This is a genomic window from Amycolatopsis alkalitolerans (genome assembly GCF_006152065.1).
Classification (GTDB): Bacteria; Actinomycetota; Actinomycetes; order Mycobacteriales; family Pseudonocardiaceae; genus Amycolatopsis_E; species Amycolatopsis_E alkalitolerans.
The window spans coordinates 79923-93132 of sequence record NZ_VDFW01000004.1 but is presented as its reverse complement, the minus strand read 5'-3'; the positions used below and the strand labels follow the sequence as shown (position 1 = coordinate 93132).

Annotated in this window: 18 protein-coding genes; 9 read left to right on the top strand and 9 right to left on the bottom strand. The window is 69.7% G+C overall.

What is annotated here, in order from left to right:
- Window positions 1-127: 127 nt before the first annotated feature.
- Window positions 128-481 (bottom strand): hypothetical protein, encoded by a 354-nt coding sequence (locus FG385_RS06320; RefSeq protein ID WP_139095661.1) that lies wholly within the window; start codon window positions 479-481, stop codon window positions 128-130.
- 166 nt (window positions 482-647) lie between these two features.
- Entirely contained in the window at window positions 648-1394 is a 747-nt protein-coding gene (locus tag FG385_RS35275; RefSeq protein ID WP_139095660.1) for a Crp/Fnr family transcriptional regulator, read from the bottom strand.
- A 157-nt stretch (window positions 1395-1551) separates the two neighbouring features.
- Between FG385_RS35275 and FG385_RS06310 the strand changes: the two genes are divergently transcribed.
- Genes FG385_RS06310 through FG385_RS06300 form a run of 3 tightly spaced genes read left to right on the top strand, consistent with a single transcriptional unit; the run spans window position 1552 to window position 3996 of the window.
- Window positions 1552-1905 carry a DUF427 domain-containing protein gene (locus FG385_RS06310; RefSeq protein WP_139095659.1) on the top strand — a complete coding sequence of 118 codons (354 nt, stop codon included), beginning with the start codon at window positions 1552-1554 and terminating at the stop codon, window positions 1903-1905.
- A complete protein-coding gene (locus FG385_RS06305; RefSeq protein ID WP_139095658.1) occupies window positions 1902-2546 on the top strand; it encodes a glutaredoxin domain-containing protein in 645 nt (214 codons plus the stop codon). Before FG385_RS06310 ends, FG385_RS06305 begins: the two co-directional genes overlap by 4 nt.
- Before the next feature lie 16 nt (window positions 2547-2562).
- Entirely contained in the window at window positions 2563-3996 is a 1434-nt protein-coding gene (locus FG385_RS06300; RefSeq protein WP_139095657.1) for a dihydrolipoyl dehydrogenase family protein, read from the top strand.
- A gap of 80 nt (window positions 3997-4076) precedes the next feature.
- Here FG385_RS06300 and FG385_RS06295 read toward each other — a convergent pair whose 3' ends face one another.
- The 3 genes from FG385_RS06295 to FG385_RS06290 are packed head-to-tail and all read right to left on the bottom strand — an operon-like array spanning window position 4077 to window position 6837.
- The gene (locus FG385_RS06295; protein WP_139095885.1) at window positions 4077-4367 is read right to left on the bottom strand and encodes a DUF3040 domain-containing protein; all 291 of its coding nucleotides are present in this window, start codon (window positions 4365-4367) and stop codon (window positions 4077-4079) included.
- Window positions 4368-4411: 44 nt separating this feature from the next.
- A complete protein-coding gene (locus FG385_RS34295; RefSeq protein WP_200834324.1) occupies window positions 4412-5203 on the bottom strand; it encodes a class I SAM-dependent methyltransferase in 792 nt (263 codons plus the stop codon).
- On the bottom strand, window positions 5200-6837 hold the full coding sequence (locus FG385_RS06290; RefSeq protein WP_235022416.1) for a radical SAM protein: 1638 nt from the start codon (window positions 6835-6837) through the stop codon (window positions 5200-5202). Before FG385_RS06290 ends, FG385_RS34295 begins: the two co-directional genes overlap by 4 nt.
- A 207-nt stretch (window positions 6838-7044) precedes the next feature.
- On the opposite strand from FG385_RS06290, the gene FG385_RS06285 reads away from it, so the two are divergent.
- Both FG385_RS06285 and acs read left to right on the top strand, forming a co-directional pair.
- On the top strand, window positions 7045-7227 hold the full coding sequence (locus FG385_RS06285) for a hypothetical protein (protein ID WP_139095656.1): 183 nt from the start codon (window positions 7045-7047) through the stop codon (window positions 7225-7227).
- Entirely contained in the window at window positions 7224-9185 is a 1962-nt protein-coding gene (acs, locus tag FG385_RS06280; protein WP_139095655.1) for an acetate--CoA ligase, read from the top strand. The genes FG385_RS06285 and acs overlap by 4 nt, the downstream gene beginning before the upstream one ends.
- Window positions 9186-9313: 128 nt before the next feature.
- On the opposite strand, the gene FG385_RS06275 is transcribed toward acs, so the two are convergent.
- The 4 genes from FG385_RS06275 to FG385_RS06260 form a co-directional block, all read right to left on the bottom strand.
- Window positions 9314-9595, bottom strand: a complete 282-nt coding sequence (locus FG385_RS06275; RefSeq protein WP_139095654.1) for a DUF3040 domain-containing protein — start codon at window positions 9593-9595, stop codon at window positions 9314-9316.
- 5 nt (window positions 9596-9600) lie between these two features.
- A complete protein-coding gene (locus FG385_RS06270; protein WP_139095653.1) occupies window positions 9601-10023 on the bottom strand; it encodes a pyridoxamine 5'-phosphate oxidase family protein in 423 nt (140 codons plus the stop codon).
- Window positions 10020-10391 (bottom strand): hypothetical protein, encoded by a 372-nt coding sequence (locus tag FG385_RS06265; RefSeq protein ID WP_139095652.1) that lies wholly within the window; start codon window positions 10389-10391, stop codon window positions 10020-10022. Before FG385_RS06265 ends, FG385_RS06270 begins: the two co-directional genes overlap by 4 nt.
- A gap of 126 nt (window positions 10392-10517) precedes the next feature.
- Window positions 10518-11165 (bottom strand): CBS domain-containing protein, encoded by a 648-nt coding sequence (locus FG385_RS06260; RefSeq protein ID WP_139095651.1) that lies wholly within the window; start codon window positions 11163-11165, stop codon window positions 10518-10520.
- A 76-nt stretch (window positions 11166-11241) separates the two neighbouring features.
- Between FG385_RS06260 and FG385_RS06255 the strand changes: the two genes are divergently transcribed.
- The 4 genes from FG385_RS06255 (at window position 11242) to FG385_RS34695 (ending at window position 12956) form a co-directional block, all read left to right on the top strand.
- Window positions 11242-11607 (top strand): ArsR/SmtB family transcription factor, encoded by a 366-nt coding sequence (locus FG385_RS06255; protein WP_139095650.1) that lies wholly within the window; start codon window positions 11242-11244, stop codon window positions 11605-11607.
- A gap of 301 nt (window positions 11608-11908) precedes the next feature.
- Entirely contained in the window at window positions 11909-12130 is a 222-nt protein-coding gene (locus FG385_RS06250; protein WP_139095649.1) for a hypothetical protein, read from the top strand.
- Entirely contained in the window at window positions 12127-12435 is a 309-nt protein-coding gene (locus FG385_RS34700) for a hypothetical protein (protein ID WP_235022415.1), read from the top strand. The genes FG385_RS06250 and FG385_RS34700 overlap by 4 nt, the downstream gene beginning before the upstream one ends.
- A complete protein-coding gene (locus FG385_RS34695) occupies window positions 12432-12956 on the top strand; it encodes a hypothetical protein (RefSeq protein WP_235022414.1) in 525 nt (174 codons plus the stop codon). Before FG385_RS34700 ends, FG385_RS34695 begins: the two co-directional genes overlap by 4 nt.
- Window positions 12957-13210: the final 254 nt, after the last annotated feature.

The window sequence follows — 13210 nt, the reverse complement described above, 5'->3', positions numbered from 1 at the left end:
CGCCCGGGCAGGTAGCCCGCGCTGGCCACGATGAACGGGCTCGCATCCTTCACGCGGCACCCGGGGAGCTAACCGCAGGATCCACCCCGCCACGACAGGACGTGTCAGCCAGCTGAAAAACCCCGCGTCAGGATTCGATACTCCACCGCTTGGTGGGTTCGTCGGCGGCGGCCGCGCGGCGGGGCCGATCCCGCTCCAGCAGCAGGGTGGCCAGCCGCTGGCTGGCCATGAGCAGGTCGGCACGGGCGGCGTCACGGTCTCCCCTGCGGCCGTACGCCAGCGCGCTGCGAATCTCGATGAGCACCGCCGGATCGATACCGGACAGCATCGGCTCAGCGTCCACGGCGGTGTCGGCCAGGCCCGCGAACATGGCGGCGACCTGTGGGTCGTGGCCGTCCACGGTCAACACAGTGACGAGGATGCGCAGCTGGGTCAGCAGACCGGTCAACGGCGCGCGTGGCGGCACGGCATCGCCTGCCATCGGCTGCTCCTCGTCTCGCGTCACAATGACGGGACGCGGCCCCCATCCAGGCGTGACGGCACATCCACGCTCGGCCCGCACAGGGAAAGGGACGCTACCGGGGCCGACGCGTTGCCGACGCATCCGGACGCGAGCGGTACCGAGCCGTCGGCCGCTTCCCCCTTCCCTATCCGGCGACCGCGAGCAGGCTCGTCGCGTCGCGCACGTGAATGGCGGCGTAGCGGACCTCGATCAGGGCCTGCCGCTCGAACTCCTTGAGGATCTTGTTCAGCGACGGGCGCTGCACCCCCAGCATCGCGGCCAGGGTGCGCTGTGGCAGTGGCACATCCCCGTCGACGGCCTCGTCCAGCAGGAGCCGGGCGACCTGCTCGGTCAGCGACCGGCCGAGCAGGCCGATGATGCGCTGCTGGCTGGCCGCCAAGCGCTGCGCGACGCTGGACAGCCAGCGTCGCGCGATCGGCGGGTGCTCGGCCAGCAGCGCCTCGAAGTCCGCCGCACCCAGCATGAGCGCGGTCACCTCGTCCAGGGCGCGGGCGGTGTAGGGCAGCGGCATGCCTAGCAGATGCTGGATATCGGCGTCGACATCGCCGGGCTGCAGCACATGCACCACCGCGCGCCGCCGGCCGGACCCGACCGAAAGTTCCACGCGCCCGCGCTGCACGATCCACACGCCGTCGGCGGTGTCCCCACCGTGGAACAGGACCTCGCCCCGCTGGTACACCCTGCTCCGCAGCGTCGCGGCCAGGGCACGCACGTCGTCGGGGCCCAGCGGGGCGGACTCGCCGCGCCCGACACAGCGGGCCACCCACGCGGCCTGCCGGATCGCCAGCTCTCCGGGCGAGGCCGCGCCCAGCAACCGCATCGTCTGCTCCATCGCCGCCGGCAGCTTCGACGGCAACTTGGGAACTGCCATGCCTCATCTTCTCAGCGGCACGGCGGTTGCGCTTCCGGATCATGACCGACTGTCAGCGAGGTGACAGAGATTGTGATCGTGTCATCGTGCCGACACTTCGCGTGCCCACACGACGCGTCCGTGGTGGCATGGACGGTAAAGAACACGAGGAGGCGCGATGTTGCGTGCGGTGTGGAACGGGATCGTGCTGGCCGAAGCGCCCCGCACGGTCCGGATCGAAGGCAACCACTACTTCCCGCCGGACGCGGTGAACAACAACTACTTCGCCACGAGCCGGACGAAGACGCTCTGCCCCTGGAAAGGCCTGGCCAGCTACTACAACCTCGTCTCCGACCGGGGCAACCTGGTGGACGTGGCGTGGTACTACCCGCATCCCAGCCCGCTGGCGCGGCGGATCCGCAACCACGTCGCGTTCTACCCGGACGTGCGCATCGAGGGCGAACCCGAGCCGCGTCCGGCAGGTGGACGTGGTGTGTGGCGGCGGCTGTTCGGGCGGGCAGGAGCGGCATGAGCGGGGACGTCACGGTCTACTGGCGGCCCGGCTGCCCGTACTGCGCCCGGCTGTTCGGCGATCTGGACCGCCTCGGGCTGCCGATCCGTAAGGTCAACATCTGGGAGGAGCCCGGGGCGGCCGCGCGGGTGCGTGCGGTGGCGGGCGGCAACGAGACCGTGCCGACCGTGGTGGTCGGGGAGGCCGCGATGGTCAATCCCCGCGCGATCGACGTGGTCGAGGCCGTCCGCCGGGACGCGCCACGGCTGCTGGGCGATGTCGACCCGGCCCGCTTGAACCGGGCCGCGGTGGGACCGTGGTGGTCCGGCTTGCCGGTGACGGTGGCCGCCACGGTCGCCTGGATCATGCTCGCCGCGAGTAATCCCACGACCACCTACCACTTCGCGCCGCTGGTGGTGGCCGCGGCGTGGCCGGCGGGCCGGCGGCTGCGGGCCGCGCGAGCGCTACCCCGGGCTGCCGCGCTGGCCGCGACGGTGGGCGGTGTCCTGATGGCGGTCGCCGCGACCGTCGTGCTGCGGGCGCGTGGAGCTCTGGCCGGCCCCGCCCTGTTCGGACTCTCGACCGTGAGCGAAGCCCTCGCGAGCGCTGTCGTGGGTGGCCTGATCGGTGCCGCGCTGGCGCTGATCGGTCGCCGGCCATGATCAGGAGAATGGCAGGGTGACGGGGGCTTGCGACCTGGCGATCGTCGGGGGCGGCACCGCCGGGCTGATCGCGGCCAAGACGGCGGCCAGCCTGGGAGCCCGGGTGGTGCTCGTGGAGCGGGACCGCACCGGCGGAGACTGCCTGTGGACCGGCTGCGTGCCCAGCAAGTCGTTGATCGCCGCGGCACAGACGGCGCACCGGATACGGACCGCCAGCCGGTTCGGCATCGAGCCGGCCGAGCCCAAAGTGGACTTCGCAGCCGTCATGGCACACGTGCGGCGGGCGATCACGCGGATCGAACCGGCCGACTCCCCAGCCACGCTGACCGCGGCCGGCGTCGAAGTCCGCCGGGGCCACGCGGTGTTCACCGGGCCGCGCGAACTCCGCATCGACGGCGAGCCGCTGCGGTTCCGGCATGCGGTGCTCGCCACCGGCTCGGCTCCCGCGGTCCCGCACGTGCGGGGGCTGGCCGAGGTCGAGCCGCTGACCAGCGAAACCGTGTGGGAGCTGGCCGAGTTGCCCGGCCGGTTGGCCGTGCTGGGTGGCGGGCCGATCGGCTGCGAGCTAGGGCAGGCCTTCGCCCGCCTGGGCAGCGACGTGACGATCCTCGAGGCCACCGGGCGGCTCATCCCGCGCGAAGAGCCGCAGGCCGGCATCGCGCTCGCCGCGACGCTGGCCCTCGAAGGGGTGCCGGTGCTGACGTCCACCACGGTCACCGGCGTTCTCCAGCACGACGGCGCCATCCGGCTCGAATTGGACGGGCCTCGCGGCGTCGGCCCGCTGGAGGTGGATCGGGTGCTGGTCGCGACCGGGCGGCAGCCCCGCAGCACCGGGCTCGGGCTCGACGCCGCGGGGGTCCGCGTGGACGAGCGAGGCTCTGTCGTGGTGGACGCGAAGCTGCGCACCAGCAACCGGGCGATCTACGCGGCCGGGGACGTCACCGGAGCGCTGCCGTTCACCCACGTCGCCGGGATGCACGGCAGCATCGCCGCCACCAACGCCCTGCTCGCCCCGGTACGCCGGATCGATCACGACGGAATCCCGTGGGTCACGTTCACCGATCCCGAGATCGCCCACGTCGGCCTCACCGAAACCGACGCCCGCAGGCGGCATCGGGACGTGCGCGTGCGCCTGCTGGAGCACGAGCACGTGGACCGCGCCGTCACCGAGAACGCCACCGACGGATTCACGCACATCGTGCTCGACGGCCAAGACCGCGTACTCGGCGCCACCATCGTCGCCCCGCGTGCCGGGGAGATGATCGCCGAGCTCGCCGGTCTCGTCGCGCGCCAGGGGCGGCTACGCGACCTGGCGTCGGTGGTCCATCCCTACCCCGCATGGTCGGACGGGGTGTGGAACGCCGCGCTCGCCGAAGCCGACGACGCGCTGGGCTCTCCAGCCATGCGCCGCCTCACCGGTGCCCTGCTGCGCCTGCGCCGCGCCCGGTGAGCCGCCGCGAGCTGGCGACACTCTGGCCGACACCGGGGTTTGGTCGCCTGCCGACGGTCGGGCGTGCTGGGTCTCGGCGCCTACCAGCGACGGTGGCGCCACCCGAAGCGCCAGACGATCAACGCGGTGGGCGCGAACACGGCGAGCAGCGTGCCCGTCACGATCAGCCCCAGCGATATCCACTGCGCTCCCACGGTCATCAGCGCCAGGCCGCCGAGCAGCGCCGCCACGACGCAGGGCACCAGCACCGTGAGACGGGCCTGCAGCGGGCGCCGGACAGCCGTGAGCCGCCGGGCCAGGCGCGGATCCTCGGCGGCCAGCCCGTGTTCGATCTCCGTCAGCCGCCGTTGTTCCTCGTCGCGCAGTCCCATCGCCAGCACCGCCTGACCGCAACGTTACGCCGCTGACCGACCGGTTACACCGGTTTCTCGGCGACCAAAAGGGCGTAGCCGAGGATCCCGCTGGCGACCGCGTTCTTCGCGACGGTGATGTAGCGCAGCACGGCGTCGACGTCCACCCCGGCCTCCGTAAGCCGCTCCGGCGCGGTCATCCGCAGTAACCGCAGCCGCGCCTCGATCTCGTCGATCATGCGCGCGATCGCGTCGTCGTGGAGTTCGGTGTGGACGGTGCGCAGCCCGGCACGCTCGAGGGTCGCCGTGTACTCGGTGAGCGGGCGGGCGTCGGCGATGCACGCCACCCACGCAGCCAGCGTGGTCAACTCGGGCGGCAACGCGCCGCGCGCTACGGTGACATCGGTGATGCCGACCCGCCCGCCGGGCTTGAGCACACGCGCGAACTCCGCTGCCGCACAAGCCTTGTCCGGGAAGGTGCACAACGCGCACTCGCACACGGCGGCGTCGAACACACCGTCCGGCAGCGGGATCCGCTCGGCGTCACCGATGTGGAAGGACACCTTGGCCGCCAGCCCAGCGTCCGCTACCGCACCCCTGGCACGCTCCACTGTGGACTCGCCGAGGTCAATGCCGTCCACAGTGACGTCATAGTCGACCGCCAGCAGGCGCGCCGTCGCGCCGGGCCCGGCCGCGACGTCGAGCACCCGGTCGCCGCTGCGCAGCCGCAGGCGCTCGGCCAGCGTGCGGGTCAGCGACAGTCCACCAGGGTGATAGGACTCGCCCAGCAGCAACGCGACCGCGTCCTGCCCGTAGGAGGCGGCACAGCAAGCCTTGATTTCCGCCGGAGTGCTCACCGCTGCACCGCCCGGCGACCCACATTGGTGGCGTCCGGGGCGACCGCCGGCCGATGCCCATGACCGTTACCCGCCGCGCCGGGCGTAGCCGTCACCTTCGAGCCGTACGGCGAATCGACCAGCAATGGCTGGAGTTCGGCCGAGTTCGGCACGACGTCAGCGACCTTCACCCCGGACATCCGCTCACGCACCTGTTCCCGGTAGCCGACGGAGTTGTAGGCACAGAACGGGATCAACCGCCCGTCCGGGGTGATCTCCTCCACGCAGCACTTCATCAACTGCTTCACGTTGAGGGTGTAGGGGTCCTGGAAGTCCTGTACCACGATCATGAACGCCCGGTCTGTCAGGTTGGCGAGCGCTTCGGGCAGGTTCACTCCGCATGCGTCCGCGCAGTCCAGCGCCTCAGCTGCCGCACGCAGCCTGTCTTCGGTGGTCGCGGTCCCCATGAACGCCGAGGCGCTCCACAACTTCTCCAGCGCCTCACGGATCGCGTAGTCCGGCACCACCCGGTTGGACACGTAGTCCAGGTAGTCCTCCACCCGCAGCAGGCGAGGGATCGGCACCACCCCGAAATCCTCGCCGCCGGGGGTGCCTTCGGTGAGCAGGTAGGTGATCGAGCGGCAGGTCGGGAAACAGCACGGCACCGGGAAGAAGTCATCCTTACCGAACCACTCCGGGCGCTGGGCGGCGATCAGCTCGATGACGTCGGAGTTGGTCAGCCGGGTCAGCGGGTCGAACTCCACGTGCCGCCCGGAATGCGTGACCGGCTGGAACGACACCGACCGCACCGCCGGATGCGCCAGCCCGAACTCGATGATGTCGCCAAGTTCGTGCTCGTTCAGCCCCCGCTCGACCGCCGCGACCAGCGTGACGGTCAGCCCCGCCTCGGCGCAGTTGTCCAGCGCCTGCCGCTTGCGTTCCCGCAGGTCCTTGCCCCGGATCTCCAGATGGGTCCGCTCGGCGAAGCCGTCGAACTGCAGGTAAATGTTGATCGACTTGCCGTCCCGGCCGTTGCGTCCCCCAAGTGCGGCCACGAAGCGTTTGTCAGTGGCAAGCCGGATGCCATTGGTGTTCAGGTTGACGTTGCGGATCGGCTTGGCCTGGGCGAGATCGATGAAGTCCAGGATGTGCTTGTGAATAGTGGGTTCCCCGCCGGAGAACATCACCACCTCCGCCTCGCCCTCCGACTCGACGAACACATCCAGCATCCGCTCGCACTGCTCCAGCGTGATCGCATACCCATCCGGTTGATGGCCGGAGTCGGCGAAGCAGATCGGGCAATCCAGGTTGCAGTTCGTGTTCACCTCGACGATCCCCAGACACGCGTGCTGCTTATGCTCCGGACACAACCCACAGTCCGAAGGACACCCGTCGCGCACCTCGGTCTGGAACGTCAGCGGGACCGTGCCCGGCTTGTTGAACCGCGCCGAGGACAGGTACGCCTGCGCATCGCCGTACACCAGCGCCTCGAACTCCCCATGTTCCCTGCATCGCTTACGCAGGAACACCTTGTTGTCGCGGATGTTGACCTGAGCATCCACCACGACCTTGCACACCGGGCAGACGCTCTTGGTGTACTCGACGAACACCTCGTCCCGATCCCGCTTCTGCATCGTCACCGGCCGCTCCCGCATTTCCCGTCCCTGATCAGCTGCACCTACCCCACCAGTGATCGCCGCCGTCCGCAGCCCGAGTGTCAGCAGCCCGACACTGTGCGATCACCGCGCTACGTCGTTCACGTGGCGTACTCCCCTTGCCCTGGGGCAGATGCGGCGGGACAGTAGATAGTGGCGATGGCCTCTACCCGGTGAATCGGGAGGTGGCGCGCGATGTTCCCACCGATGCCGACCGTAGCCCGGCCGCGGGTTGTCGTGCTGTCCGTGGACGGCGACATCTGGTGCGACGTATGCGGCGCGCTGTGCGCGACCACGATCGCCTATCTCATCGAAGAACCCGACGGTGTCGCCCATGGGGTGCACCGGCTTACCTACTGTGACGCTTGCGAAGTGAGGGATGTGCCGTGAGCGACGAAGCCACGATATCCGATCTACTGCACGAGAACCGGACCTTCCCTCCTCCGCCGGACGTGGCCCGGGAGGCGAACGTCAGTGGTGACGCGTTCGCGGCCGCGGACGCCGACCGGCTGGGGTTCTGGGCGCAGGCAGCCGAGCGGTTGTCCTGGGAGACCCGGTGGGAGCGGGTGCTGGACTGGGATCCGCCGTTCGCGCACTGGTTCCCCGGTGGGCGATTGAATGTGGCGTACAACTGCGTGGACCGGCACGTCGAGGTCGGGCACGGAGACCGGGTGGCGCTGCGCTGGGAGGGCGAACCCGGTGACGCCCGCACCCTCACGTATCTGGGGCTGCGCAACGAGGTCTGCCAGGCCGCCAACGCCCTGCTGGAACTCGGTGTGCGGGCTGGAGATCGGGTGGCGATCTATCTGCCGATGATCCCGGAGATGATGGTCGCGATGCTGGCCTGCGCCCGCATCGGTGCCCCGCACACGGTGGTGTTCGGCGGGTTCTCCGCCGAGGCCCTGCGTACCCGGATCCGGGACTGCGACGCCCACGTGGTGATCACCGCCGACGGTGGTTACCGGCGCGGCGCCGCCAGCGCGCTGAAAGCGAACGTCGACGCCGCCGTGCGCGACTGCCCCGACGTGCGACACGTCGTCGTGGTGCGCCGCACCGGCCAGGAGATCGCCTGGAACACCGAGCTGGACGTGTGGTGGCACGATCTGGTCGACCGGCAGAGCAGCGAACACACGCCGGACTTCTTCGAGTCCGGCCATCCCCTCTACATCCTCTACACCTCCGGCACCACCGGGAAACCGAAGGGCATCCTGCACACCACCGGTGGCTACCTGACCTATGTGGCGTGGACACACTGGGCGGTGTTCGACCTCAAACCCGAGACCGACATCTACTGGTGCAGCGCGGATGTCGGGTGGGTGACCGGGCATTCCTACATTGTGTACGGGCCGCTGGCCAACGGTGCCACCTCGGTCATGTACGAGGGCACCCCGGACACGCCGCACCAGGGCCGCTGGTGGGAGCTGGTGGAGAAATACCGGGTGTCGATCCTCTACACCGCGCCGACCGCGATCCGCACGGCTATGAAATGGGGCGCCGACATTCCGCGCCGGTTCGACCTGTCCAGCCTGCGGGTGCTGGGCACGGTGGGCGAGCCGATCAACCCGGAGGCGTGGATGTGGTATCGCGAGCACATCGGCGGTCAGCGGTGCCCCATCGTGGATACCTGGTGGCAGACCGAAACCGGCGGCATCCTCATCACCCCGCTGCCCGGAGTGCACACCACCAAGCCCGGCTCGGCGATCCGGCCGCTCCCGGGGATTTCCGCGGAGATCTACAACGACGACGGGCACCTGCTGCCGCGAAAGGACGCCGCCGGGTATCTCGTGCTGACCGAACCGTGGCCAGGGATGATGCGCACCATCTGGGGCGACGACGAGCGCTACCGCGAGACCTACTGGTCCCGCTTCCCCGGTGTGTATTTCGCCGGCGACGGCGCAAAATGGGACACCGACGGTGATATCTGGCTGCTCGGCCGGGTCGACGACGTCATGAACGTGTCCGGGCACCGGATCTCCACCATCGAGGTCGAGTCCGCCCTCGTGTCGCACCCCGGCGTGGCGGAGGCCGCCGTGGTCGGCTCCCCGGACCCGACCACCGGGCAGGCCATCGTCGCGTTCGTCATCCCGCGGGGCCGCCCCGAGACCGACGGGCAGACCTTCGCCCGGGAGTTGCGCGAGCACGTGACCCGCGAGATCGGGCCCATCGCGAAGCCGAAGCAACTCCTCGTCGTCGCGGAGTTGCCGAAGACCCGCTCCGGCAAGATCATGCGCCGCCTGCTACGCGACGTCGCGTCGAACCGGGAACTCGGTGACGTCACCACGCTGACCGACAGCTCGGTCATGGATCTGATCAAGGAGAAACTGCCCAACGCGCCCCGCGAAGACTGACCATGTCCAAGGTCAGCGACGCCGAGGTGTTGCTCCTCTTCGGACTCGGGCACGGCTGTCGCGGCTGCTGCCAGTGCTGGGCGCGACCAGGCTCCCGGTGCGCCCGGTTCGGGATTCCGGTTGTGAGGTCAGGGTTTGTGGCGCCAGCGGAAACGCCACACGATCAGCACGGCTGGTATCACGACGACGAGCAGCACGCCCACCGCCAGCAGCGTCGATGATCTCAGCTGGGCTCCGAGAAGGAGTAGCAGCAGGCCGGCGGCGAAGGAAGCGAGCATGCCGCCGAGGACGGCGACGAAGCCACCGGAGGCCGTGGCCCGGCCGGTGGCGAGCAGGCGCGCCAGGGCGGGGTCGTCGTTTGTCAGGTGGTGCTGGATCTCGGCGAGTCGCCGCGCCTCAGGTGATTCCATGGTGGTTACCGGCCCACGGTGCCGTCGGTGAGGGTGAATCCGGTGATGAATTCGGGGTGGATGCGCAGGACTTGGTCCATGTGCTGGTCGGCCCACGGGGTGAGGAGTTGTTCGTAGCGGGCGATGGCGTCGGGGTCGGTGACTTTGCGGGCGATGCCGGTGACCACGACGCTCCAGCCGATGTGGGTGTCGGGGTCGATGTCGTCGGCTTCGTAGGCGACGACGGCGTTGATGCTGGAGGTCAGGGCGGCGCCGGTGTGGCTGCGGATGATGACGTCACCGTCGTCGAGGATGTGGTTGACCGGGCGGATCGCGGGCAGTGCGTCGGCGGTGAACACGATCCGGCCGAGCTCGACGGAGCCGAGCAGGCGGAGCGCTTCGGCGCGGCCGAGTTCGGTCATCTGCCGGGTGTGCTGACCGGTGTTCATGACGTGGTGGGTATCCCCTCTGCGGCGGCGAACCGGTAGGGCATTTCGGTGGTGTCCAGCCGGCTGGCGGCGTGTGCCGGGGTGAGCCGGGGGATGTCGTGCACGGTGCGTTTGCGGCGCACGATCGTGCACCGCGCCGGCGGGACGGACACCATGGGCTGGCTGCTGGGGCGGTAGGGGTCCGGCCGCGGCTGCGCCGGGTGGGCCAGTCTCGTGATGCGGTCGCGCAGCAGGCTGGCCGCTTCGCGGAAGAACGCCGCCACCGCCTGGGCGCGGATCGGCCGCCCGTCCACGGTCAGGTTGGCCTGCGCGAGCGCACCGTCGAGTACCACGCCCGAGGTCTGGACCACGAGGTCACGACCAGCCATCGGCCTGCCCCTCCACGACTCCGCAAACACTTGCAGAGTTTCGCAACTCATGCTTCATGTAGGTGATTGTCACCCACATAGTGCCTCCACGAAAGGGCAGAAGGTCACATTCGATCACTGGGGGTGTCAGATTCCGTGCACGGTGAGGTCGTCGACGTCGTAGCGGAGGTCGTTGTGCACCGCGATCACACCGAATGTGCACGCGGCCACGGACGCGGCACGGTCGGTCATACTGCGCAGGTACAGCGTGCCGTCGAGCGTGACGACACCGTCGGTGACGTGCACGGTGACCTCCGCCGGGACGCGGTTGCCCAGGTCGGCGCGGATGGCGGAATCGGGGCGCAGGAAGGTGCCCAGCGCGTCTCGGTGGGTGAACACGCCACCCAGGCGACCCTCGCTGTCGACGACACACACTTGGGCGAGGTGATGGTCGGCGAGGTGGCGCAGCGCCGCATGCACGGATGTGCCGGCGGGGATAGTGGGTGCCGGGGTGGTCATCAGCTCGGCGGCGGTGAGGCCGCCGGCTTTGCGCCACCGGCCCCAGCAGCGCACGCCGCCCAGCAGAGGCGGTAGGTCGGTGCCGCCGTGGAACTCCAGTTTTATGGCGGCATCCGCGGCGGTTACCACACCCACCGGCCGGCCCATGGTGTCGATGACGGGTAGTGCGGGGAGATCGTGGGCGACGAGGATGGTCACGACTTCCCGGAACGGGGTGTCGGGTCCCGCGGTGAACACCTGGCGGGTCATCACGTCGGCGACTGGGTGGTTGCACATACCGGCCTCGTTTTCTGACTTGCTAAGGTTAGCAACTGTTGAACGGTGCGCCCAGATGTGCGCGGGAGGAGTGCGGGTGAGCAGGCCGCTGTATCAGTTGAAGGCGGAGTTCTTCAAGACGTTGGCTCATCCTGCTCGGATCCGGGTGCTGGAGCTGCTGTCCGAGCGCGAGCACGCGGTGGCGGAGATGCTGCCGGAGGTGGGCATCGAGCCGGCGAACCTGTCGCAGCAGCTGGCGGTGCTGCGCCGCGCGGGCCTGGTGACCACCCGCAAGGAGGGCTCGAGCGTGTTCTACTCGCTGACCAGTCCCCATGTCGCGGAGCTGCTGGCGGTGGCACGCAAGATCCTGACCGGGGTGCTGTCCGGGCAGGTCGAACTGCTCGATGACCTGCGCACCCCGGCACCTGCCGCCCGCGGCCGAGGAAACTCTCGGCGCCGCTAGAACGCGCTGCGACGCACTCACGACGCGGTGCCCGGCCCGAAAGTCGTTGTCGCCGTTGGGATTGTGCCGGCCGCAGTGGCGCTGACCGCCGGGTCCGGTGCTGGCGCGGCAGCATCGTCCACCGCGCCGAACTGGCCACCGACGGCACCCTCACCCGGATCAAGCTCGCGCTGGCCGACACGATCGTCCCCGACTTCAAGCTCTCCCACGCCGCCAACGACCTGTGAATAGTTGCAGACTTTGTCAAGTGCCAACGTGGTAGATTTCCTACATTCGCACACGTGGGAGACGGGAGGGCACGGTGAGTGAGTTCGCCAGCGAGCTGCACCGCGGGATCCTGGAGGCCCAGCAAGCCGCCCAGGGCGCCTTGGACACCGGGCACCCGTACGAGGCCTACCTGTACCGGGCGCGCCTGGCCGACCTGCTCGAGATGGCGGGCCGGCACGGCGTCGACACCAGCGCCCTCGTCGATGCCGGGGTCCGGGAGGAACTGGCCGAGGACGAGGCCGCGCTGCGGGAATGAGCTGCCTCCCCGGGCAGGCAGCCGGGTTGGCCGTGGTGGGCGATGGCAGCGCCGGCCATGGCGCCGAAACACCCGACCCTGGCGAGGTTCTCACCGCACTCACCGCCGATGTCCGGCTGCTGCGCGACCATGGTCTGGTCACCGCCTTCCCGGTCGCGGTGAGTGTGCGCGACGCGAACCAGCTCAGCTCCGCTCTGCGAGCGCTTCCGCCGGGCACCACCGCGATCTTCCTCGCCCGCACCGCAGCCGATCGGCTCAGCGCGCCCAGCAGGAGCTCGCCAACACCAGCCTCACCCCGGTCGTGACCGAGCAAGACACCACCGCCATAGCGTTGACGGCGGCGCTGCTCACCACCCTGCGACGCAGCGGGATCCCGCCGGACTCCACCCGCGTTGTCGTTGCCGGGACCGAGAAACTGCCGACGCTGGTGCCGCTGCTGATGGCCACCGGGATCGGCGACATCACCTCCTGGAACGACACGGACGCCCTCGCGTTCCCGCTGGCGGTCGTGACCCGCGATGCCACCGCCGTGATCGACGTGGCCAGGCCCACCTCGACCCGTACGTTCACGCCCGACCTGCCGATCCTGGTGCCCGATGGCATCGGGCATCTCCTCGCCCTGCCGGGCCTGCTGCGGGCGCTGCGGGAGAACCTCGGCTCGGGGTTCGGCGCCGCGCCACTGCACCGGCTGGACGTGCACCACGCCTGCGTGCAGGCGCTGGCCGCGCTCACCCCCATCGACCGGGCCCTACCCGAACCGGCCGACCCGGACCTCACCACGACGGTCGCCCGGGCCGCGACCCGCATCCTGCGCCTGCCCCGGTAAGGACCGCGACCGGCGTCAGGGATCCACGCCAACTCACCCACGACCATGCCACCGACCAGCGACGCCGGCAGCTCCGCCGGACCGACGTGGTACCAGGCCGGGCTCCGCAGGTGACGAGGACTTTGGTCCCCACCCGGAAGTGACATCCAGCCGTATCGAGTATCACAATTCGGTGCCTTCACTACGAAATGACGGCGATGCCGTCATAAACCCCACCGCAGTGGTTCGCCCGCGCTCGGCGGCACGTCGGGGTC